The following is a 24,132-nucleotide window of genomic DNA, read 5'->3' on the forward strand; positions in this document are numbered from 1 at the left end:
GTAATATTAAATTTAACTTTCAGTGTTATTGTTTTCTTCATTATTAACATCAAGAGTTGTGCCACCTTCGGGAGCGTTAGTGGTTCCGGTAGTTTCGTCAACATCAACATCATCCTCATCATGCATAACTTTCGCAACAGCAGCTATAGAATCTTTACCTTTTAAATTGATTAATTTAACTCCTTGGGTAGCGCGACCCATAACTCTTAAATCTTCCACGACCATACGAATGGCAATTCCAGATTTATTGATAATCATGAGATCATCTTTATCGGTAACGCTTTTTATGGCAACCAAACCGCCTGTTTTTTCGGTAATCGAAATCGTTTTAACACCTTTCCCGCCTCGATTGGTGATTCGGTAAACTGGTTCTCCATCTTCGGGGTCGTCTACATAAGTACGTTTACCGTAACCGTTTTCAGAAACCACTAATACCGATTCTTCTTGAGGGTTTTCAACGGTAATCATACCTATTACTTCGTCGTTATCGTGGCCCAAAGTAATACCACGAACACCTGAAGCGTTTCTTCCCATTGGGCGTGTTTTTGCTTCTTCAAAACGAATAGCTTTACCTGATTTTAAAGCCAACATCACTTGACTGTTACCAGTTGTTAATTTGGCTTCTAACAATTCATCATTATCTTTAATAGTGATCGCGTTGATACCATTGGTACGCGGACGTGAATATTGCTCCAAAGATGTCTTTTTAACTTGACCATTTTTAGTTGCCATTATTACGTAATGGCTGTTGATGTAGTCTTCATCTTTAAGGTCTTGCGTACAAATGAACGCCATAACCTTATCATCCTGTTCGATATTTATTAGGTTTTGAATGGCTCTTCCTTTTGAAGTTTTGCTTCCTTCCGGAATCTCATAAACACGCATCCAGAAACATTTTCCTTTTTGGGTAAAGAACAACATATATTGATGATTGGTACCCACGAACAAATGCTCAAGGAAATCTTCATTTCTTGTTGTTGAAGCTTTTTGGCCAACACCTCCCCTATTTTGGGTTTTGTATTCATTAAGCGACGTACGTTTTATGTAACCAGCATGCGAAATGGTAATAACCACTTGCTCATCCGGAATCATATCTTCAATACTTAAGTCGCCACCAGCATACTCAATTGTTGAACGGCGTTCGTCTCCGTATTTATCCCTAACCTCTTCCAACTCTTCTTTGATAATATCCATTCTTCTTTCTTTCTTGTCAAGGATATCTTTTAAGTCTTCAATGGTTTTTATTAAATCTTCATACTCCGCACGCAATTTATCTTGCTCCAGGCCTGTTAATTGGCGTAAGCGCATTTCAACAATGGCTTTTGCCTGAATTTCGGTAAGTTCGAAACGTTCTATTAATTTTTCACGTGCTTCTTCGGCATTGGATGACGCTCTAATTAATGCGATTACTTCATCAATATTATCTGAAGCAATAATCAACCCTTCCAAAATATGAGCACGTTCTTCAGCCTTTCGCAATTCGTACTTGGTACGGCGAACAACCACATCGTGCCTGTGCTCTACAAAATAATGGATTAAGTCTTTTAAATTTAATAACTGCGGACGTCCATCAACTAAAGCAATATTGTTAACACTAAAAGATGATTGAAGCGCTGTATATTTAAACAATTTATTCAACACGATGTTTGGGATGGCATCACGTTTTAATACATAAACGATACGCATCCCTTTTCTATCAGATTCATCTCTTATAGAAGAAATGCCTTCTAGTTTTTTCTCATTAACCAAATCGGCAGTTTTCTTAATCATATCTGCCTTATTCACTTGATAAGGAATTTCAGTAACCACAATACACTCACGCCCATTTACCTCCTCTACATTAGCTTTTGCACGTATTACAATACGTCCACGACCAGTTTGAAATGCTTCACGAACGCCATCATAACCATAAATAGTACCCCCAGTTGGAAAATCTGGAGCTTTTATGTATTGAATAAGTTCATCAACCTCTATATTATTATTATCAATGTAAGCAATGGTTCCATTGACTACCTCGGTAAGGTTGTGCGGAGGCATATTAGTTGCCATTCCAACCGCTATACCTGAAGCTCCATTTACCAAAAGCCCTGGTATTCTGGTAGGTAATACTGTTGGTTCTTTTAATGTATCGTCAAAATTTAATTGATGGTCAACCGTTTCCTTTTCAATATCGGCCAACATATCTTCAGATATTTTACGCATACGTGCTTCTGTATAACGCATTGCCGCAGGGCTGTCTCCATCAATAGAGCCAAAGTTACCTTGGCCATCGACCAACATATAACGCAAGCTCCACTCCTGAGCCATACGCACCATAGCATCGTAGACCGAAGTATCACCATGTGGATGATACTTACCTAAAACTTCCCCTACTATTCTAGCAGACTTTTTGTGTGCCGTGTTTGCTCTAACACCCAATTCGTGCATTCCATAAAGCACACGACGGTGTACGGGTTTTAACCCATCTCTAACATCTGGTAAAGCACGTGACACAATGACCGACATTGAATAATCAATGTAGGCCGATTTCATTTCATCCTCAATATTAATAGGGATCAATTTTTCTCCTTCTGCCATAAATATTTCAATTTAATTTAATCAGTTTTTCAAAACATGCTAATATAAGTATTTCATCAGTAGTGGTAAGCCGTTCAACGGTATTTTTTCATGTTTTTATTAACAATTTTCAGGTGTTTTTTAGTTAATAAATAAGAACTCGTAAATTTTGATTTTATTAAGTTTTTTTCGTCAATTAGCATTTCATTGACAATTTAAGGTATAGTTTTTGCCTTTAGTAAAATGTTTTACTATTTTTAATGCAGAAAGGATAAGGATATGGATGATAATTTTTCACCAAGAGTTAAAGATGTTATTGCTTACAGCAAAGAAGAAGCCTTGCGTTTGGGCCATGATTTCATAGGTACCGAACACTTAATGCTTGGACTTTTACGCGATGGCAATGGCAAAGCTATAAATATATTGAATGCCCTTGAAATAGACCTAAACCACTTAAGGCGCAAAGTAGAGATTTTAAGCCCGGCAAACCCAAATATTGCCGTGACTTCCAATCAAAAGAAAAACCTGCACTTAACAAGACAAGCAGAACGCGCTTTAAAAACAACGTTTTTAGAAGCCAAATTATTTCAAAGTACTTCTATCAATACAGCACACCTTTTACTCTGTATTTTACGGAATGAAAACGACCCCACTACCAAGCTTTTAAATAAGCTTAAAGTTGACTACGATAATGTTAAAGAACAATTCAAACTTATGATTACAAACGATAACGACTATATAGAGCCCAAAGCAGAATCATTCCAAGACGATGATACTAGCACAGGCGACGACTCTTCTAAAGACATATTTAATTCCCCTTCGGGCAAGAGCAACAAAAAATCAAAAACCCCTGTCTTGGATAATTTTGGGCGTGATTTAACCGCCCTCGCCGAAGAAGGAAAACTAGACCCTGTGGTTGGAAGAGAAAAAGAAATTGAACGCGTTTCACAGGTTTTAAGCCGAAGAAAGAAAAACAATCCGCTTTTAATTGGTGAACCGGGCGTTGGTAAATCGGCCATTGCTGAAGGTTTGGCGCTTAGAATTGTAAAACGGAAAGTGTCGCGTATACTATTCAATAAACGCGTAGTTACACTCGATTTAGCCAGTTTAGTAGCCGGAACAAAATACCGTGGACAGTTCGAGGAACGCATGAAAGCCGTGATGAACGAATTGGAAAAAAACGATGACGTTATTTTGTTTATTGATGAAATACACACTATAGTTGGTGCCGGTGGCGCTACTGGAAGTCTCGACGCCTCAAACATGTTTAAACCCGCATTGGCGCGTGGCGAAATTCAATGCATTGGTGCTACCACGTTAGATGAGTACAGGCAGTATATTGAAAAAGATGGTGCTCTTGAACGACGTTTCCAAAAAGTGATTGTTGAACCTACAACGGTTGAAGAAACCATTGAAATTCTCAATAACATCAAATCTAAATACGAAGAACACCACAACGTTGATTACACGCCAGAAGCCATTGAAGCTTGCGTAAAATTAACAAACCGTTACATGACTGAGCGGTTTCTTCCCGACAAAGCCATTGATGCTTTAGACGAAGCTGGCTCTCGCGTACACATCACCAATATTGATGTGCCCAAACAAATTATTGAGCTTGAAAAAGAATTGGAAGCCATTAAAGAAACCAAAAACGCTGTTGTTAGGAAGCAGAAATATGAAGAAGCTGCTAAACTCAGGGATGATGAAAAACGTCTCGAAAAAGAATTGGCTATAGCTCAAGAAAAATGGGAAGAAGACACCAAACAACATCGCGAGATTGTTACCGAAGACAATGTGGCCGATGTTATCTCAATGATGACTGGGATTCCTGTTAATCGTATAGCACAAACCGAAATCAACAAATTAGCGGAATTACCTAAACTTATCAAAGGAAAAGTTATCGGTCAAGATGAAGCTGTTGGAAAGGTGGTAAAAGCCATTCAACGTAACCGTGCCGGACTTAAAGACCCCAACAAACCTATTGGTTCGTTTATTTTCTTAGGGCAAACTGGTGTTGGCAAAACCCAATTGGCTAAAGTGCTTTCTCGCGAACTATTTGATAGCGAAGATTCTTTAGTAAGAATAGACATGAGCGAATACATGGAGAAATTCGCCATCTCTAGATTAATTGGTGCGCCCCCAGGATATGTGGGCTACGAAGAAGGCGGTCAATTAACTGAAAAAGTACGCCGCAAACCTTACGCCGTAATTCTTTTAGATGAAATTGAAAAGGCGCATCCAGATGTTTTCAATATGTTGTTACAAGTACTTGACGACGGTTACCTAACCGATAGTTTAGGAAGAAAAATTGATTTTAGAAACACTATTATAATCATGACGTCTAATATTGGTGCTCGTAAATTAAAAGATTTTGGTACCGGTATTGGTTTTGGCACCGCTTCACAAAAAGCCCAAGAAGATGCGAACGCTAGAAGTGTTATTGAAAACGCCTTGAAAAAATCGTTTGCTCCAGAGTTTTTAAACCGTATTGACGATGTTGTTGTATTTAATCCTTTGGAAAAAGATGACATCAACAAAATCATCGATATAGAATTAGAAAAACTCCTTGCGAGAATTAAAGGTCTCGGTTACCAATTAACACTTACTGATGCAGCAAAAGATTTTATAGCTGAAAAAGGTTTCGACAAACAATATGGTGCCCGTCCGTTAAAACGTGCCATCCAAAAGTATGTTGAAGATGCTTTAGCCGAAGAAATTGTAGCATCAAACCTGCAAGAAGGTGATGAAATAAACATTGATTTGGATAAAAAATCTGAGGAGTTAAAAATTACGATAAAGAAGGCCGAAAAGCCTACGGAGTCATAAACATAGAAGGTCTCCTAACAAAAAAATCCCACTAAGCTGTTAGTGGGATTTTTTGTTTTTAATAATAGTCTTATTTTTTAACTAGTCGAAATATTCATCATCTAGAGAATAATCAAAAGTTCCATTTTTACATTGAAAAATTTCTGTTCCAGAACTATTCCCCGAAACCTCCTCAAAAGGAAACTCAAATGTCCCTTTTATCACCCTTTCTACTAGATTAAACTCAGTAATTGTTATTTTTCCACCTTCTAATGCATTATAATTCAATTGCCCTTCGGTTAAAACCAAAGAAATGAAAGGTGTCGGTATTTCCTTTGAATCAGAATCATATGCTCTAGGGTCAATATTTAAATCATAAGTTCCAACCTCCCAATTGTTTTCTGGTATATATAAATTTATTTCAGTTAGGTTATCAATAAGAAAAATATTTGTCCCACCTTGAACTTTCAAATAATTAATTTTTTCATTTTCAACAAAAAAGTTATCAAGGGATACAGCTACTCCATTGAAAAAATAACCAGTGGGTTTTAAATCATTAAATTGCTTACCTTTTAAATTCGCAGTCATAAAAGCATGTCCATCACCATTTTGACCAATATCTGTCGAACAATCTCCTAAAGCATTAATAATTGTTTGAATGCTACCATCAACATCTCCACAGACCGTTATCTGGTTTTCCAAAGCGTTTTTATAGGCAATACACAATTCGGGGAAATTAAGGTCTTCTGGGTTAGCATTTGCATAGTTCAATGCCTCATTTGAAGTTTTTATGATAGCATCTTCACAAGAGGCCTGGAGTTCATTAGTTGAACTCTCGGTCAAATCGCCATCATAAGGTTCTATATTACAAGACGATACAACAAAAGACAACAGAGTGGCTGCCAAAAAGGGTTTAAACTGGTTAAGTTTCATGTTTAAAAAGTTTTTTTTAAATATAGTAATAACATTACTTTTCTGACGCATTTTTTGGGACCCTAAACAAGAGTATTATCCCAAATAGAAAGAAGATAAACAAAAACAGAATGGCATTACGCATGGTCCCAGTTATTTGGTCTATAGATGCAAAAATCACCATACCAATAACAATACCTATCTTTTCGGCTACATCATAAAAACTAAAATAAGAAGTGGTATCATCTGTTTCAGGCAAAAACTTTGAGTATGTAGATCGCGCCAAAGACTGTACGCCGCCCATCACCAAACCAACAATTCCAGCTGCTATGTAGAAATCCATAGGAGTTTTCATAAAATAAGCGTAAAAACACAAGCTCATCCATATAAAGTTTACCCCTATTAACGCTTTTATATTTCCAAATTTTGCTGATGCCCTGGATGTTAAAATAGCACCAAGGATTGCCAATAATTGAATAACCAAAATACTTGTTATTAACCCCGTTGTTTTTTCATCTGTATTAGCCCAAGAAATTTCTTCCTCTCCAAAATAAACGGCAACAAGCATAATAGTCTGTACAGCCATACTGAACACAAAAAAGGCATACAAATAACGCTTCAACCTTAAGTTTTGTTTTAGCTGCCTCCAAACTTGTTTCAATTCTTTAAAACCGTTAAGAACAACTTTTGAGGTTACTTTATGTCCTGAAGATGTTCCTTTGGGCAAATAATAAAAAGTATATTGACTAAATAACGCCCACCAAATACCGACGGTTATAAACGAATAGCGCATCATTTGCATTTTTGCTTCGCCCCCATCTTGCGTCATCACCATACCCAAGTTGATAAGAAGCAAAATTACACTGCCTATGTAGCCCATTGAAAACCCTTTGGCACTGATACTATCTTGCTGCTCGGGAAACGCTATATCTGGCAAATAAGAATTATAAAACACCAAACTCCCCCAATAGCCTATAAGCCCCATAAAGTAAAAGAGCAAACTTAAATGTATACCGCTGGGAGAAATATCAAACCAATAAAGACCAATACACCCCACGCTACCCACATAACAGAAAAACTTCAAAAAATTCATTTTGTTTCCCACATAATCGGCAATACCCGAAAGCAAAGGCGACATTACCGAAACCACCAAAAAGGTAAACGCTGTAACAAAAGTGATAAGTGCCGTACTTTTAAACTCAAAACCAAAGGCCCATACGGTTTTAATTTCAGATACCGTTGAAACAAACAAAGCCGAGTAAAAAATAGGAAAAATTGAAGATGCAATGGTTAATGTATATACCGAGTTGGCCCAGTCATAAAAAGCCCATGCGTTAAGAAGTTTTTTACTTCCCTTTTTTAAATTGTCCATAAAAAAAAGCTGCCTTTTTATTAGCAGCTTCTAAAGTAGTCAAATATTTTTATTCTGAACACGTTATTCCCTAAACGATGTGATTCCGAATTTTTTTGCCTCGGCTATTGCTTTCGGCGCTAATGCCTCCAGGTTAGCTATACGTGAATCATTTGACGGGTGGGTACTTAAAATTTCTGGTGGAGCCTGCCCTCCACTATTGGCTTTCATACGCTTCCATAATTCTGCTGCTTCATTTGGGTTATAGCCTGCAATGGCCATCAAATACAAGCCTATTTTATCTGCTTCAGTTTCGTGGGCTCTACTAAAAGGCAGCATTACGCCCAATTGAGACCCTACGCCATAATATTGGTTGAATGCATTTCTTGATTGCTCATCCTGAATGGCTACATTTCCAGCCACAGCCCCTAATTGCTGTAGCATTCCGGCGCTCATGCGTTGTTGCCCGTGGTTTGCCAACGCATGTGCTACCTCGTGCCCCATAATTGCGGCTACACCAGTTTCACTCTCAGCTATTGGTAAAATGCCTGTGTAAAAGACTATTTTCCCTCCTGGCATACACCAAGCGTTAACAGTTTTATCATCAACTAAATTATACTCCCATTTATAATCTGCTAAATATCCTTGATGCCCATTGGCATTTAACCACCGCTCTGCAGCCACAGCAATTCGCTGCCCCACTCGGGTAATCATTTCGGCTTCTTTCGTACCTTTTACAACCTTATTTTCATTTAAAAATTGGTCGTACTGAGCAAATGCTGTAGGAAACAATTGGGAATTTGGCACTAAAGCCATCGTTTTTTTACCCGTAAAAGGATTAGTGGCGCATGACAATGCAAGTGCTACAATACCGATTATTATTAGAGTGTTTTTTAATTTCATTGTTTGATAGTTTTAATTTAAGATAAAAATACAAAAATCATACCTTAATATTAAGACCCCTTTAATAATAATCGGTCACCTTTTAATCACGACTTCACTTTCATTAGGTGTTATGTTTATAATCTTATAACGACTACTCCCAAAACGATATCATGAAAAGAATAGCTCTATTTGCCCTACTATCTTTGTTTCTGAATTGCGAGGGTAATACACAAAAAAAGAAAACCCCAAAATTTAAGGTAACAAAAACCGAAACCGAGTGGAAATCTGAACTAACCGAAATGGAATTTTATGTTTTAAGAAAAGCTGGTACCGAACCCGCTTTTTCAAGTCCGTTGAACAAAAACTACAGTGCAGGCACTTATGTTTGTGCGGGCTGCCAAACGCCGCTATTTAAAAGCGAACACAAATTTGACTCGGGATCTGGGTGGCCAAGCTTCGATAGAGAAATTAAGGGTAATGTAGCGTTTTCTACAGACCAAAAGTTAGGCTACCCCCGTACAGAAGAACATTGCGCAACATGTGGCGGGCACCTGGGACACGTTTTTAATGACGGCCCCAAAAACACCACAGGAAAGCGCCACTGCATTAATGGTGTTGCCCTTGATTTTATTCCTAAAGAAAAATGAATATTTTGCAAATCACAAACACTTAAGCATCACTTATTTTCATATATATTTGCTAAATGAAAAGTTACTTATCCAGTATTATAAAGCAGCTTGAGTATTATAAAAGTTTAGGCGACAAAACTTTTAGCCAGCTTTCTTTTGAAGACATGCAATGGCAGGCTAACGAAGACTCTAATAGTATTTCTATTATTGTAAAACACATGGCAGGAAATATGTTGAGCAGATGGACCAATTTCTTAACTGAAGATGGTGAAAAATCGTGGCGAAATCGTGATGATGAATTTATTTCCAGTTACTTAAGTAAAGAAGAACTTGTAGCGTCGTGGGAAAGTGGTTGGCATTGTCTTTTTAAAGCTTTAGCGCCATTAAATGAAAAAGATTTAGAACAGATTATTTATATTCGAAATGGCGGACACACCGTTTTGGAAGCCATAAACAGGCAATTGGCACATTATGCTTATCATGTTGGGCAGATTGTGTTTTTGGGGAAACTTTTAAAAGGAAACGATTGGAAATCGCTCTCTATTCCCAAAGGAAAATCTTCTGGTTATAACCAAGAAAAATTCAGAAATAAAAAAGATAAACGCCATTTTACCGATGATTTATAAAAAAGGCTTCAATAGTATGAAGCCTCTTTTCGCTAGTTTTATTTGAGTTTATTTCTTCATCATGGCTGCAGCAGTATAATAACCTGCTTCATGAAAAATCTTTCCGTCGTCATTAAAGCTATGAACAAACATCACAGGAACGGTTATTTTTTTACCATCAGATTTTCTTTTTACCCTAAAACGCCACCAAGACTGAACAATTTTTCCATTATCCCTTTCGTACTCTAAATAATCAGGATATCCGCGAACATCAATAGATTCAATATCCCAATGCTCTAACATTTTTGTGAAATTTTCCTTTTCCTCTTCCAAAGTATTGAAAGCATCGAGCTCCATATCTAAATTAGTGAATTTGGCATCTTCTGTAAAATAATCGAGGCTGAAACCTTTTTCAGTATCTCCATGTTCTAAGGCAGCAACCATGTTACGAACAGTATTAATGTATTCGTGCTGATCGTAAAGTTTTCCGTTTGTTCTGGTAGAAAATCCTTGTCTTAATTCTTGAAAAACCGTTCCATCATCATAGGTTATCATCGTTAAAATCTTATTGTTGTCATCAACTTTAAACAACCTATGGATTGGCATATCTAGTTTAACCCCTGTTTTATTATGAACGCCTTTAAGTTGATCCCAGGTTTGAACCCAAACACCACTTTTATCGTATTCCAGGGCATCAGGATAAGCGCCTTTTGATCTTTCAAGGCTTAAATAGGAGGCATTATTTACCCAAAAAGCAGACTGTTTCAACATATCTTCCTTCGATACGCCTTTGGAATCTGGATTATCGTTCATCCCGTTAAATGCTTTGAAGTCGTCGTGCAAATAATCAGCAAGTGCTACGGTATCGCCCTTTATAAAGGCTTGCTGCATGGCTTCAACCGCGGTTATTGCAGGATGCTCGCTATAAATTTTTCCGTTTTTTTCCTTTTGGGAATACATGACGATTGAGAGCATCATCATGATAATAATGACATGTTTTTTCATTGTTAATAGTTATTTGGTTAATTAATTAATTTAAATGTAACCAAAATATCTGAATAACAAGGATTTATATTACCCTAATAATAACGAAACTTCAATAGTTAGGATTTTAACTGCTTTTTAAACGGACGAATAATGAGTCGGGCTTCTCTATCGAAACGCACGTAGTTATATACCCAGTTTACAAAAACAACCATACGGTTTCTAAATCCAATTAAAAAAAACAGGTGTACAAACATCCAAACATACCAGGCAAACACCCCTTGAAATTTAAATCGTTTTAGGTCCACTACGGCTTTATTCCTGCCAATAGTTGCCATAGAGCCTTTGTCTTTATAACTAAAAGGCACCATAGGTTTTTCTTCAATAAGCCTGAGCAGGTTATCTCCCAACTGTTCCCCCTGCTGAATAGCGGGCTGTGCCATCATTGGCAGCCCGTTAGGAAATTCTTCGGTAACCATACAAGCAATATCGCCTACGGCAAAAATATACTCGAACCCAATAACTTGGTTAAACGTATTAACTAAAACCCTATTGTCACGGGTTACAAATTCATTAGCATCTAAACCTTTAATGGTAGCGCCTTCCACACCAGCAGCCCAAACAACCGTGGCTGCTTCAAAAGTTAAGTCGGTATTTGTTGTTACGGTTTTTCCGTCATAATTGGTAACCCTAACGTTTTTCCATATTTGAACCCCTAATTTTTCTAAAAAGTCTTCAGCTTTTTGCGAAGCTTGATCGCTCATCCCTTTTAAAATACAATCACCAGACTGTATAATGTGTATTTGAGCCATACGGGTATCTAAGTCGGGGTAATCCTTCGGAAGGATACCTTTTTTAATTTCGGCCAAGGCTCCAGCAAGTTCAACACCTGTAGGTCCACCTCCCACAATAACAAAGTTCATTAAAGCATTGCGCTCATTAAGGTCGGATGTTAGTAGCGCATCCTCAAAGTTCTCTAAAATTAAACTTCTTAAATTTAAAGATTGTGGTATGGTTTTCATGGCCATACTGTGCTTTTCTATTTGAGAATTTCCAAAATAATTGGTCTTAGACCCCGAAGCCACTACCAAATAATCAAACTTAAGTTTACCTATATTGGTGACTACCTTATTTTTTTCCGTATTTATTTCCTCTACATTAGCAAGTCTAAAATAAAAATTAGGAAAATCCTTCAATATTTTTCTAATGGGATATGCAATAGAGTCTGGTTCTAACCCTCCTGTAGAAACCTGGTATAATAAAGGCTGAAAAGTATGATAGTTATGTTTATCTAGCAGTACTACCTGAACTTCTTGTTTCGATAATTTTTTTGCCAATGCAACACCTGCAAAACCGCCACCAATAATAACAATTCGCGGATAACTTGTTTTTGGTATATTCATAAATCTGTTATTGCAACACAAAGGTAGCATAAAGATGCAAATTTAAGGGGCTCTAAATTCTTTATTAAAAATCGATTTCGTAAATTCGTAGCCTAAATTTTAACAGATGAGTAAATACGATATTATTGTTCTTGGAAGTGGGCCTGGTGGTTATGTAACAGCTATTAGAGCATCACAATTGGGTTTTAAAACCGCTATAGTTGAAAAAGAAAATCTTGGAGGCGTATGTTTAAACTGGGGGTGTATTCCAACAAAAGCCCTTTTAAAATCGGCTCAAGTATTTGAATACCTGAAACATGCTGATGATTATGGTTTAAATGTAAAAGACGCTAAGCACGATTTTGATGCTGTTGTAAAACGAAGCCGCGGTGTTGCCGATGGTATGAGCAAGGGTGTTCAGTTTTTAATGAAGAAGAACAAAATAGACGTTATTGAAGGCTACGGAAAAATTAAACCAGGCAAAAAAGTTGATGTTGACGGCACAGAATACAGTGCTGATAATATTATAATCGCTACCGGAGCACGCTCTCGTGAATTACCAAGTTTACCACAAGATGGTGAAAAGGTAATCGGTTACCGTGAAGCTATGAGCCTTAAAAAACAACCTAAAAAAATGATTGTTGTTGGTTCTGGTGCAATTGGTGTTGAGTTTGCTTATTTCTACAATTCCATGGGAACCGAAGTTACCATTGTTGAGTATTTACCCAATGTAGTTCCTGTTGAAGACGAGGATGTTTCAAAACAATTGGAACGTTCGTTTAAGAAAAGCGGCATAAATATCATGACTTCTGCCGAAGTTACAAGTGTAGACACCTCTGGAAAAGGAGTGAAAGCTACCGTAAAAACTAAAAAAGGTGAAGAAGTTTTAGAAGCCGATGTTATTTTAAGTGCGGTTGGAATAAAAACCAATATTGAAAACATAGGTTTGGAAGACGTTGGTATTGTAGTAGACCGTGACAAGATTCTTGTCAACGATTTTTACCAAACCAACATTCCCGGATACTACGCCATTGGCGATGTTACTCCTGGTCAAGCATTAGCCCACGTTGCTTCTGCCGAAGGTATTTTATGTGTTGAAAAATTAGCAGGCCATAACGTTGAACCTATCGACTACGGAAATATTCCCGGTTGTACGTATTGCACACCAGAAATTGCCAGTGTAGGTTTAACTGAAAAAGCAGCCAAAGAAAAAGGATACGATATAAAAGTTGGAAAATTTCCATTCTCAGCCTCAGGTAAAGCCAGTGCCGGTGGAAACAAGGAAGGCTTTGTTAAAGTTATTTTTGATGCAAAATATGGTGAATGGTTAGGATGCCACATGATTGGTGCTGGAGTAACCGATATGATTGCTGAAGCCGTTTTGGGTAGAAAACTTGAAACTACGGGACATGAAGTATTAAAAGCAATTCACCCGCACCCAACTATGAGTGAGGCCGTAATGGAAGCCGTTGCTGCTGCTTATGATGAAGTGATTCATATTTAAAATATAATACAAAGTAAAAAAATGCAACTCTTTTGGGTTGCATTTTTTATTTGCCTTTTCTCTATGAAACATAGTATAGCTCTAATAGCCTTTTTTACAATCACTTTAAATGCGTACTGCCAAAAAAAAGGTGTTATAAAAGCTGATTTTTCCGGTGTTCCAGAATACAATTTTTATCAGTTAGGCTATGAATTTAATATTCAAGACAACAGTTCAATTGAAATTGGTTTAGGCTTCGGTTCAGAGCCCGATATAAACCTTTACGGAGTTAGTATTCAATCGCGTTACTACCTAAACCAAACAGCCCCAGAAGGATTCCATTTGGGCCCAAGGGTTTTAGCTGTTTACGCTCAGTCAAAAGACACGTCATGGTATAACGGTAAACCAAGCGCTTTTGGTTTCGAGATTGATGGTATTTTAGGCCATCAATTTATAATTGGCAACTCGATTACATTAGACCCTTATATTGGTGGTGGTGTAGCATTGGTAGACAATCAAGCCGTTGGTGGTTTTATTTGGGGCATTACGCTTGGCGTATGCTTTTAGTACGCCTATAAAAAACTCTGAATCGCCAACTCATAGCTCTGCAATCCAAATCCTAAAATAACTCCTTTAGCATTTGGCGAAATATATGATTGGTGCCTAAATTCTTCTCTGCCAAACGTATTTGAAATATGAACCTCTACAACTGGAGTCTCAATGCCTTTAATGGCATCTCCTATACCAATTGAAGTATGCGTATAGGCACCTGCGTTTAAAATAACACCATCGTAGCTAAACCCAACTTCATGTAATTTATTAATAATTTCGCCCTCTATATTCGATTGATAGTAACTAAGCTCAACATTAGAAAATTTGCCTTTTATAGTTTCAAAAAACTCCGTAAAGGTCAGGCTGCCATAAATATTGGGTTCACGTTTACCTAATAAATTTAGGTTGGGCCCATTGATAATCATTATTTTTTTCATAAAGTAAATATATAAAATAATGAAATAAAAAAACCGAAGCTTAAGCTTCGGTTTTTTATAATATTTATTGTTTTACTTATGGCATAAATATAACACCGATATTAAATGCTGAAGTGGCATTTGTAAGATTAAAATCGACATCAATAATATTGATAAAACCATTGTAACCTTGATATTGAATATAAAACTCAGTATCATTAGAAACATAAAACTTATAACCAATACCAACACCTAAACCTATATCGAAAGTACTATCTAATTGATCTTTAATATCAAATTCACCATCTGGGGTATCTGCCTTTGCACTAACCAAAAACCCTAGAGTAGGTCCAAAATTAAGAAACCAATTTCTGGATGATCCAAAATGCCAGTTAACGTGAAGTGGTAATGCGACATAATTTAATTTGTCAATATAATCGTTACCCGACTGTGTAAGCTTTGTTCCTTTTGAATCATATAGTAACCCCGAACGCAAACTCCATCGGTCGTTAAAGTAATATTCTCCCAACACACCAACATTAAAGGCTGTTCTTATCTTGTTACTCAAATCTTCATTACTTGAATAATTCGATAAGTTTAGCCCCAATTGAGGTGCTAAGGTAAAATCTCCCGAGTCGTTCTGAGCATTAATGCCGTTAATTGTAAAAACTGATAAAATCAATAACAGTACTAGTTTTTTCATAATAATTAAAATATTTAGTTTAAAATTATTACAAATAAAAGTTATTTTTAAGACAAAAACTACAGAACAATTCCTCAATTTACTACTTTTAATTATGTTAAACCTTTATTTAACTAATAGTCAGGTAGATACAATAAAATTATATTATTGAAGTATAAATACTAAAAAGGTTTCTAAGACAACCTACTCCCCACGTCAAAAAAGTTTCATAAAAAAAGGAAGCCATTAGCTTCCCTTTCATATTAATTCTTGTTAAATTAGGAATATTAAAACTTATATCCTAATCCTACAAACAAACCACTTAGTTTAACTGAATAGCCACTTGGTGCATCTTCAATAAGATTAGCTAAACCCAAGTTGTATCTTGCTTCAATAAAAAATTCTTCAGAAATATCATAAGATGCACCAGCCTCAAGACCATAATTTAAAGAGCTCATACCATCTTCAGAATCGAGCATGATTCCTAAAGTCGGACCTGCCAGAATGTTGAATTCTTCAGAAATAGGAAATTTAGCCATCAATGGAATGTGGATTTGATCAAGGTCTTCTATAGAAACATAAAGCACCTCTGGTTGAAAGTTAAAAGATTCAGAAACTTCTATTTCTGCAAAAGCACCAATATAGAACCCTGTTTCAGAAACTGACACACTAAATCCGTCTCCCTTAGTTTTGGCTGAAGCAAAATCAGCTCCCGCTTTAACTCCAAAATTTTGCGCATTAACACTCCCAATTGCGAATATCGCAAAAATCGATAGTAAAAATAATTTTTTCATAATAAATAATGTTTTTAGTTTGATTTCAACAAATTAACGCTATTTTTTTGACAAAAACCATAAAGAGCACTATGTTATTAACATTTTTATTAACATTTTAACGCAAATATTTAAATATCAATTATTTAAAATAAAAGTTATTAACATTTTGTTTGAAAAATACGTATAAATACGTATTCATATTACCCCATTTATAATCTATAATTCTGTAATTTTATCCAGATGAAATGGCAAAATGCACTAAAAGATTACCAACTCTATTTAAAAATAGAACGCGGCCTATCGCCCAACTCTATTTCCAATTATGCGCTAGATGTAAAAAAACTTATTTCGTTTACTGAAGAAAATGAAATAACCATATCGCCAATTGATATTCACACAGCTACTATTCAAAATTTTATTTATCATACGGCAAAAAAGGTTAATGCGCGGTCACAATCTAGGTTAATTTCGGGGTTACGGAGTTTTTTTGATTATTTAGTTTTTGAAGATTACCGAAAAGACAACCCACTAGAACTCATCGAATCGCCTAAAACGGGCAGAAAACTACCGGACACATTGTCTGAAGAAGAGATTGACCAAATCATTAAAGCTATTGACTTAAGCAAACCTGAGGGCGAAAGAAACCGTGCCATTCTGGAAACACTTTATGGCTGTGGGCTCCGCGTAAGCGAGCTTACAAACCTAAAGATATCGGACCTGTTTTTTGAAGAGGGCTTCATTAAAGTTTCGGGAAAAGGAAACAAACAGCGCTTTGTTCCTATTGTAAGCTTAACACAAAAATACATCAACATTTATCTTAAATCGGTTAGGCCACACGTAAAAATACAACCTGGTTTTGAGGACACCCTATTTTTAAACCGACGCGGCAAACAGCTAACCCGAGCTATGATCTTCACGATAATAAAACAGTTGGCTGAAAAAATCGGACTTAAGAAAAACATATCGCCACACACTTTTAGGCATTCATTCGCCACCCATTTACTGCAAAACAATGCCGACCTCCGCTCAATACAACTCATGTTAGGACATGAAAGTATAACTACAACAGAGATTTATGTGCATTTAGACAAGAACCATTTAACAAACGTTGTTGAGCAATTTCACCCGAGGAAATAGCGTTAAATTTTAAATAGCCCCTTCGTTATGTGATGCCTCAATCCGTTCCTAATTTGATATCATAAAACATTCTTGAAATCTACCATAGACCGAATTGAGAACAACAAATATAAAAGAGTCAGCCAGCAACTTAACAGTCGAAACAAAAAAATCCAGCTTATGTTTAAACTGGATTTTAATATTTGTTATGAATTCCTACCTTCGCAGGAATGACAGGACATTATTTAGCGATATTCACCGCTCGAGTTTCCCTTATTACAGTTACTTTAACCTGTCCTGGGTAAGTCATATCGGTTTGAACTTTCTGAGAAATGTTGAATGACAAGTCGGCCGCCTTTTGGTCGTCCACCTTTTCACTTTCAACAATTACCCTAAGTTCTCTACCCGCCTGAATAGCATAAGCTTTTTTAACCCCCGTAAATCCAAAGGCAATATCTTCTAAATCTTTTAAACGTTGGATATAGCTGTCTAAAACCTGTCGTCGAGCTCCAGGTCTAGCTCCCGATATAGCATCACAAACTTGCACAATTGGTGCTAACAATGATTTCATTTCTACCTCGTCGTGGTGCGCTCCAATAGCATTACAAACTTCTGCTTTTTCGCCATGCTTTTCTGCCCATTGCATACCTAAAATAGCATGAGGCGTTTCCATGTCTGCCTCTGCATCTGGCACTTTTCCTATATCATGCAATAAACCGGCGCGTTTTGCCAACTTGGGGTTTAAACCAAGTTCTGCTGCCATCACACCACAAAGCTTAGCAACTTCACGCGAGTGTTGCAATAAGTTTTGTCCGTAAGAAGAACGGTATTTCATTCTACCTACCATTTTAATTAACTCAGGGTTTAGATTATGGATCCCCAAATCGATAACAGTGCGTTTACCGACTTCTATAATTTCCTGTTCTATTTGTTTTTTGGTCTTTTTAACAACCTCTTCAATACGTGCAGGGTGAATCCTTCCGTCTGTTACTAATTTATGAAGTGACAATCGCGCTACCTCTCTTCTAACAGAATCAAAACAAGATAAAATGATAGCTTCCGGGGTATCGTCTACAATAATCTCTACACCTGTTGCGGCTTCAATAGCACGAATATTTCGTCCTTCTCTACCAATTATACGACCTTTTACGTCATCAGATTCAATATTAAAAACAGACACGCAGTTATCAACAGCTTCTTCTGTCCCGATACGCTGAATGGTATTTATAATCACTTTTTTGGCTTCTTGTTCAGCCGTTAGTTTTGCCTCTTCTAATGTGCTTTGAATGTATGTCATGGCATCATTCTTAGCCTCCCCTTTCAAGGATTCCACCAACTGCTCTTTAGCCTCTTCTGCCGAAAGGCTTGAAATAACCTCTAACTGCTGTACTTGGCTTTTATGCAATTTATCAAGCTCTTCTTGCTTTTTATCAAGTACATCTAGCCTGTGGTTATAATCGCTTATTTTACCCTCAAGACTTTCGTTTAATTTTTTCGTTTTGGAAAGTTCGCTGGAAACTTGGGACTCTTTATCGCGAGTACGCTTAACGGCATCGTCCATCTTTTTATTCCGCGACATTATAACTTTTTCATGCTCAGATTTGAGCTCTATAAATTTTTCTTTAGCCTGAAGTATTTTATCTTTTTTTATGCTTTCGCCTTCGCTTTTAGCTTCTTTTAATATTAAGCCAGCTGTTTTCTTTGCTTCCTTTACAAGTTTTGAAGCGTTGTTCTTCTCGAGTACTTTAGCTATGATAAAGCCTATTATTAGCCCTAAAATAACACCTCCTACTACAAATATAATTGGGTTGTCCATCATTAATTTAGTTAAATTATATATATAAAAAAAGCCTACACCAGTATAAAGTTTTGTATAAACTCCTTAAAAACAAGTTTAGGGCTAACAAGCTGATCAAGGATCTGCTAGGTACAGAAACTAAGTCTATACATGCAGCCTGCTTTTACAACTTAAACTCACCCTTTTTAAAGAATTAACGTTGAGTTTATCAAAAAAAATAACCAATGTAGGCAGTAACCTTTTTTATTTTAAAGAACGTTAAGAGACCAAGTGCGAATGCAACAAATCGTTAAGGGCAATAAGTTTTTCTTCTACATGCTCACTTACATTTGCTTTATCAATGGACTTCTGTTCTAACTGAGATGCAAATTGTAAGGCACACATGGCCAACACATCTTGTTTATCTCGAACAGAATAACTTTGCTCAAATTGCTTAATCATTGCCTCTATATTCTTAGCCGCTCTGCGCAACCCTTCCTCTTGTCGTGCCTCTATGGTTAAAGGGTAAACTCTATTAGCTATAGATAGCTTTATTTTAAGCTTTTCTGACATAGATTCAATTTTACATTAATCGGATAATTGTGCAATACAATGATCTATATCCCTAATTAATGCATTTATTTTAAGCTTAGTTTCTCTTTTATTATCGTCACTACCAAGTATTGTATTTGCCATTTTTAGAGCTTCATACTTTTCTTCCCAGTCGGCTATATGCCTTTTTTGGGTCTGGATTTCTTGCTTAGAAACTTCTAATTCTTCCTTTAATTTGGCATTAGCAAGCTTTAAAAGCTCTAATTTGTGTAATACTTTACTAATCTTGTTTTCTAAAGAATCTACAATATCCTCAATATTACTCATTTGCAAATGTCAATACTTATCTCACAAAGTTAACATACCTTCCCATAAATAACAATTGTTTTTTCATAAAATTTAAAAATTGCAAGTCATGCTTCTTTATACCAAAACATTGGCTCGATTTTTGTCCAAACCTTTGCGTTTTGATATCTAATTAATATTTTAGCACAATACTTTTTTATGCGCTTTTTACCTCTACTTATTCTATTTTTCTCGATAGCCTCCAATGCTCAAAATAATTACCCCCAAGATTATTTTGGAAGTCCGTTGGAAATTCCACTAATACTCTCCGGTACGTTTGCAGAATTACGTTCCAACCACTTTCATTCGGGCATGGACATAAAAACCCAGCAACGCATAGGGCTCAGAGTAAAAGCATCGGCGAGCGGATTTGTAAGTCGCATTAAAATATCACATTATGGTTACGGCAAAGCGCTCTATGTAACGCACCCCAATGGTTACACAACGGTTTATGCGCATTTACAAAAATTTTCGCCTGATATTGAACGTTACATTAAAAAACATCAATACGAAAAGGAAACTTATGAGATTGAAGTGTTTCCTAATGCCCAAACCCTACCCATTACCAAAGACAGCTTGATTGGATACAGTGGCAACTCTGGAGGTTCTGGCGGTCCACATTTACATTTTGAAATTCGTGACAAACAAGAACGCCCCATGAACCCTATGCTCTTCGGTATTGACATTAAAGACACCTCTTTCCCTATTGTGAAATCGCTTTACGCCTATCCTTTGGACAAAAATTCATTTATCAATAAATCGCAAGACAAACAAAGGTTGCGGTTAACCCCCTTGCAAAACGGCGATTATATTGCAGAAAACATTGAAGCTCTAGGAAAAATTGGCTTTGGCATTGAAACCATAGACCGCCAAGATTACGCAGCCAATTCCAATGGTGTTTACAACATCCAAACGTTTATTAATGGCAGTAGGTGTTTTGAGTTGGACTTTAAGCGCTTTTCGTTTAGTGAAACCAGACACCTTAATCAACTTATAGACTACGAACACTATTCAACAAACAGAGAGCGCATTCAAAAACTATTCAAAAAAAATAATCCGTTGAGTATCATAAAACCGGTTATTAATGATGGTATAGTCACTGTTAAAGACAGTACACAATCTGTATATAAAATAAGGGTCGCCGATTTTAAAAACAACGAATCTTGGGTTACCATTCAGGTAAAAGGCACAAAAAACAGTAAACCAGAAGTGTTAAAAACACCCCAAACCACACCTTATTTCATCAAAGCAAACCAAACCACCAACTTAAAACAAGGCGGCGTAAATGTTGATTTTTACAAAAACACGTTTTACGATGATTTTTACATGGATTTTGAAGTAAAGAATGATACGCTAAAGCTGCATGATGATACGGTGCCATGCCATAAGAATTTTTCAATACATTTTGATGTTAGCAAGTATAACTCTGAAGATATTGATAAGCTTTACATAGCCCGACTTGTTGGTTACAGTAAATTTCCTGCATACACGAACACCAAACGCAAAGGCAACCTTTTAACCGCGAGCAGCAGAACCTTGGGGCTTTATATCTTGGCGACCGATACAGTTAAGCCAACCATTTGGCCTTCTAATTTTAAAGATGGCCAATGGATGAGCAATTACCGCTACTTAAAGGTTAAAATAGATGACGAGGGTTCTGGTATTTCAAATTACAGAGCTACGGTAAACGGAAAATGGATTTTAATGGAGTACGACTACAAAACAAAAACCCTAACGCATAATTTTAATGATGGGGTGATTACCGACACTAAAAACAATTTAAAAGTGATTGTTACCGATAATGTTGGAAATAATTCTACTTTTGAAGCGTTATTTTATCGCAAATAAACTTTTACATCTTTGAAAGCAAAACTTTTACTGACCACCTGTTTACTTTTTTCAATAATAACCATTGGGTTTTCTCAAACAGCTACCATAAAAGGAATTATTCTGGACGAAAACAATCTACCGGTTGAAAACGTTAACATCAAAACAAATAAAGACAGCGGAACCAAAACCAATGAAAATGGTTTTTACACTATTGATATTCCTATAAACCAAGATGTAACATTACGGTTTACCCATATTTCGCACAAAAAAATAGAGAGCTCCTTTAATTTAAAAAACGGTGAAGTTTACGAATTTAACCCCGTAATGAGCAGCTCGGTTGAACAAATAGCAGCTGTTGTAGTTAGTGGTGACAGACGCAAAGAAGTTGAAGGCATTATTACTTTAAAGCCCGAAGCCATCAGGAAAATTCCGGGTGCCAACGCAGGCGTTGAAAATTTATTGATGACCTTACCCGGCGTAAGTAATAACAACGAGTTAAGTACACAATATTCGGTTCGCGGGGGCAATTACGACGAAAATCTAGTTTACGTAAACGGCATACAAGTTTACAGGCCTTTTTTGGTGCGTTCGGGCCAACAAGAAGGCTTAAGTTTTGTAAACACAAATTTGGTGCAAAATGTTGATTTTTCAGCCGGTGGATTTCAGGCTAAGTATGGCGACAAGCTTTCATCTGTTTTAGATATCACCTACAAAACCCCATATCAATTTGAAGCTAATGCCGATTTAAGTCTCTTGGGCGGTAGCCTTTCTGTTGAAAACATCAGTAAAGATTCAAAATTAACAGGTATCATAGGGCTCCGCTACCGCGACAACAGCCTTTTGGTTGATGCCAAAGAGACTAAAACCAACTTTCAACCTGTATTTGCTGATGCACAAGCATTTTTTACCTATAAATTTTCGAATAAATTCCATTTGAGTTTTTTAGGAAATGCTGCTCTCAATAAATACAACTACCAGCCGCAAACGCGCCAAACTAATTTTGGCACTTTGGCTGACCCTGTAGCGCTCGTGGTTTTTTATGAAGGACAAGAAAAAGACCGTTATCAAACGCTTTTTGGGGCCTTTAATGGCTCTTATTTTGTCAATGACGACTTAACATTAAAACTTACTGCTTCTACTTACCACACTACCGAAGAGGAATACTTCGATATTTTTGCCCAATATAGACTTGGAGAGGTAAACAATAATATAGGTGATGAAAACTTGGGCGAAGTAGAATTTAGTGAAGGTATTGGCAGTCAACTTACCCACGGAAGAAACGATCTTGACGCCCTGATAACGAACATTGAGCATAAAGGTGATCTTAAAATTGACAACAATCGTATTGAATGGTCGGTAAAATACACCAACGAAAATATACGCGACCGTTTGGTGGAATGGGAAGTTATCGATTCGGCAGGTTTTTCGTTAAGACCCCCAAAAACCTCGGTTAACGAGCAACCTTACGTACCGTTCTATGGTCCGTTAGAACCATACAATAACGTTAGGGCTACCAACAACACGACTATAAACCGTTTTCAGGCCTATGCACAATGGAGTAAGCGCAGCACCTTAGGCAGAAGCGATGTTTGGTACAATGCTGGGATTAGAGCCCATAATTGGTCGGTTAGCGGTGATGATATCGCATCGTCTTCACAAACCATATATAGTCCAAGAGCTCAATTCACCATAAAACCTGATTGGAAAAAGGATATGTTGTTTAGGGTTGCTACAGGTATGTACTACCAACCACCGTTTTATCGCGAATTGCGTAATGCTAATGGCGTTGTACAACCAAAAGTAAAAGCGCAAAAATCATTTCATTTAGTTTTAGGTAACGATTACAGTTTTAAAATGTGGGAACGACCTTTTAAATTAACCTCTGAAATTTATTATAAAAACCTCAGTGATGTCAACCCCTATACCCTTGAAAATGTTCGTATTCGTTACCGCGCTAACAACAGCGCTAAAGCTTATGCCTACGGATTGGATATGCGTTTAAATGGAGAATTTGTTCCTGGTACAGAGTCATGGTTTAGCTTTGGCTATCTAAAAACCGAAGAAAACATAAACAACCAAGGTTATATTTCACGCCCAACAGATCAGCGTTTAAAATTTGCTGCGTTGTTTCAAGATTACGTGCCTAATGTACCTAACATGAAAATGTATTTGAATTTGGTTTACAACACAGGTTTACCGGGTGGTTCGCCAAGTTATGCCGACCCTTATGTTTACCAAAACAGGCTCCCCGACTACAAGCGTGCTGATTTAGGAATACAATTTGTTTTGGTTGATGCCAAAAAGCAATTCAATAGAGGTTGGAAAAAGCCATTTAAGGAACTATCCTTCGGATTTGAAATATTCAACATCTTTGATGTGCAAAACTCTATTACAAATACCTGGGTTAGGGACGTCGACACCAAGCGTCAATATGCCATTCCAAACTATTTAACACCTCGTGTTTTTAACGTTAGAACGACTATGAAGTTTTAAA

20 protein-coding genes and 1 other RNA gene are annotated in these 24,132 nt (G+C 36.8%); 8 read left to right on the forward strand and 13 right to left on the reverse strand.

Annotated features, from left to right (window positions below):
• Positions 1-12 precede the first annotated feature (12 nt).
• Positions 13-2,577, reverse strand: a complete 2,565-nt coding sequence (gene gyrA / locus GSB9_00794; protein ID UKM64247.1) for a DNA gyrase subunit A — start codon at positions 2,575-2,577, stop codon at positions 13-15.
• Between the two features lie 258 nt (positions 2,578-2,835).
• Here gyrA and GSB9_00796 point away from each other — a divergent pair, with 258 nt between their 5' ends.
• Positions 2,836-5,382 carry an ATP-dependent Clp protease ATP-binding subunit gene (locus GSB9_00796; GenBank protein ID UKM64249.1) on the forward strand — a complete coding sequence of 849 codons (2,547 nt, stop codon included), beginning with the start codon at positions 2,836-2,838 and terminating at the stop codon, positions 5,380-5,382.
• A gap of 81 nt (positions 5,383-5,463) precedes the next feature.
• Here GSB9_00796 and GSB9_00797 read toward each other — a convergent pair whose 3' ends face one another.
• The 3 genes from GSB9_00797 to GSB9_00799 form a co-directional block, all read right to left on the reverse strand.
• Complete coding sequence (locus GSB9_00797) at positions 5,464-6,294, reverse strand: hypothetical protein (protein UKM64250.1); 831 nt, start codon at positions 6,292-6,294, stop codon at positions 5,464-5,466.
• Between the two features lie 34 nt (positions 6,295-6,328).
• The gene (locus GSB9_00798; protein UKM64251.1) at positions 6,329-7,645 is read right to left on the reverse strand and encodes an MFS transporter; all 1,317 of its coding nucleotides are present in this window, start codon (positions 7,643-7,645) and stop codon (positions 6,329-6,331) included.
• Between the two features lie 63 nt (positions 7,646-7,708).
• A complete protein-coding gene (locus GSB9_00799) occupies positions 7,709-8,527 on the reverse strand; it encodes a M48 family metallopeptidase (protein UKM64252.1) in 819 nt (272 codons plus the stop codon).
• Between the two features lie 152 nt (positions 8,528-8,679).
• On the opposite strand from GSB9_00799, the gene msrB reads away from it, so the two are divergent.
• The gene (gene msrB / locus GSB9_00800) at positions 8,680-9,156 is read left to right on the forward strand and encodes a peptide-methionine (R)-S-oxide reductase MsrB (GenBank protein UKM64253.1); all 477 of its coding nucleotides are present in this window, start codon (positions 8,680-8,682) and stop codon (positions 9,154-9,156) included.
• A 56-nt stretch (positions 9,157-9,212) separates the two neighbouring features.
• Positions 9,213-9,764, forward strand: coding sequence for a DUF1572 domain-containing protein (locus GSB9_00801; GenBank protein UKM64254.1), 552 nt, complete (start codon positions 9,213-9,215; stop codon positions 9,762-9,764).
• Between the two features lie 48 nt (positions 9,765-9,812).
• Here the strand turns inward: GSB9_00801 and GSB9_00802 are convergent, their stop codons facing one another.
• Together GSB9_00802 and GSB9_00803 are read right to left on the reverse strand one after the other, a co-directional pair.
• Positions 9,813-10,748, reverse strand: coding sequence for a nuclear transport factor 2 family protein (locus GSB9_00802; protein UKM64255.1), 936 nt, complete (start codon positions 10,746-10,748; stop codon positions 9,813-9,815).
• Positions 10,749-10,846: 98 nt separating this feature from the next.
• The gene (locus GSB9_00803) at positions 10,847-12,130 is read right to left on the reverse strand and encodes an NAD(P)/FAD-dependent oxidoreductase (protein ID UKM64256.1); all 1,284 of its coding nucleotides are present in this window, start codon (positions 12,128-12,130) and stop codon (positions 10,847-10,849) included.
• 106 nt (positions 12,131-12,236) lie between these two features.
• Between GSB9_00803 and lpdA the strand changes: the two genes are divergently transcribed.
• Positions 12,237-13,613 carry a dihydrolipoyl dehydrogenase gene (gene lpdA, locus GSB9_00804; GenBank protein UKM64257.1) on the forward strand — a complete coding sequence of 459 codons (1,377 nt, stop codon included), beginning with the start codon at positions 12,237-12,239 and terminating at the stop codon, positions 13,611-13,613.
• 63 nt (positions 13,614-13,676) lie between these two features.
• The gene (locus GSB9_00805) at positions 13,677-14,159 is read left to right on the forward strand and encodes a hypothetical protein (GenBank protein ID UKM64258.2); all 483 of its coding nucleotides are present in this window, start codon (positions 13,677-13,679) and stop codon (positions 14,157-14,159) included.
• A 5-nt stretch (positions 14,160-14,164) separates the two neighbouring features.
• Here GSB9_00805 and aroQ read toward each other — a convergent pair whose 3' ends face one another.
• The 3 genes from aroQ to GSB9_00808 form a co-directional block, all read right to left on the reverse strand.
• Positions 14,165-14,581, reverse strand: a complete 417-nt coding sequence (aroQ, locus tag GSB9_00806) for a type II 3-dehydroquinate dehydratase (GenBank protein ID UKM64259.2) — start codon at positions 14,579-14,581, stop codon at positions 14,165-14,167.
• 76 nt (positions 14,582-14,657) lie between these two features.
• A complete protein-coding gene (locus GSB9_00807) occupies positions 14,658-15,263 on the reverse strand; it encodes a PorT family protein (protein UKM64260.1) in 606 nt (201 codons plus the stop codon).
• A 266-nt stretch (positions 15,264-15,529) separates the two neighbouring features.
• Positions 15,530-16,036 carry a PorT family protein gene (locus GSB9_00808; GenBank protein UKM64261.1) on the reverse strand — a complete coding sequence of 169 codons (507 nt, stop codon included), beginning with the start codon at positions 16,034-16,036 and terminating at the stop codon, positions 15,530-15,532.
• Positions 16,037-16,258: 222 nt separating this feature from the next.
• Here GSB9_00808 and xerD point away from each other — a divergent pair, with 222 nt between their 5' ends.
• Positions 16,259-17,155, forward strand: a complete 897-nt coding sequence (gene xerD / locus GSB9_00809) for a site-specific tyrosine recombinase XerD (GenBank protein ID UKM64262.1) — start codon at positions 16,259-16,261, stop codon at positions 17,153-17,155.
• A gap of 220 nt (positions 17,156-17,375) precedes the next feature.
• On the opposite strand, the gene rny is transcribed toward xerD, so the two are convergent.
• The 4 genes from rny to GSB9_00812 all read right to left on the reverse strand — a co-directional run bounded on the left by rny (position 17,376) and on the right by GSB9_00812 (position 19,790).
• A complete protein-coding gene (rny, locus tag GSB9_00810) occupies positions 17,376-18,950 on the reverse strand; it encodes a ribonuclease Y (protein ID UKM64263.1) in 1,575 nt (524 codons plus the stop codon).
• A 59-nt stretch (positions 18,951-19,009) separates the two neighbouring features.
• Positions 19,010-19,137: non-coding RNA, 6S RNA (gene ssrS / locus GSB9_03270), on the reverse strand.
• A gap of 53 nt (positions 19,138-19,190) precedes the next feature.
• The gene (locus GSB9_00811) at positions 19,191-19,484 is read right to left on the reverse strand and encodes a cell division protein ZapA (protein ID UKM64264.1); all 294 of its coding nucleotides are present in this window, start codon (positions 19,482-19,484) and stop codon (positions 19,191-19,193) included.
• 15 nt (positions 19,485-19,499) lie between these two features.
• Positions 19,500-19,790, reverse strand: a complete 291-nt coding sequence (locus GSB9_00812; GenBank protein UKM64265.1) for a hypothetical protein — start codon at positions 19,788-19,790, stop codon at positions 19,500-19,502.
• Positions 19,791-19,967: 177 nt separating this feature from the next.
• Here GSB9_00812 and GSB9_00813 point away from each other — a divergent pair, with 177 nt between their 5' ends.
• A complete protein-coding gene (locus GSB9_00813) occupies positions 19,968-21,656 on the forward strand; it encodes a M23 family metallopeptidase (protein UKM64266.1) in 1,689 nt (562 codons plus the stop codon).
• Positions 21,657-21,668: 12 nt separating this feature from the next.
• Entirely contained in the window at positions 21,669-24,131 is a 2,463-nt protein-coding gene (locus GSB9_00814) for a carboxypeptidase-like regulatory domain-containing protein (protein UKM64267.1), read from the forward strand.
• The last annotated feature ends 1 nt before the right edge of the window (position 24,132 follow it).

Source organism: Flavobacteriaceae bacterium GSB9, assembly GCA_022749295.1.
Taxonomy (GTDB): Bacteria; Bacteroidota; Bacteroidia; order Flavobacteriales; family Flavobacteriaceae; genus Flavisericum.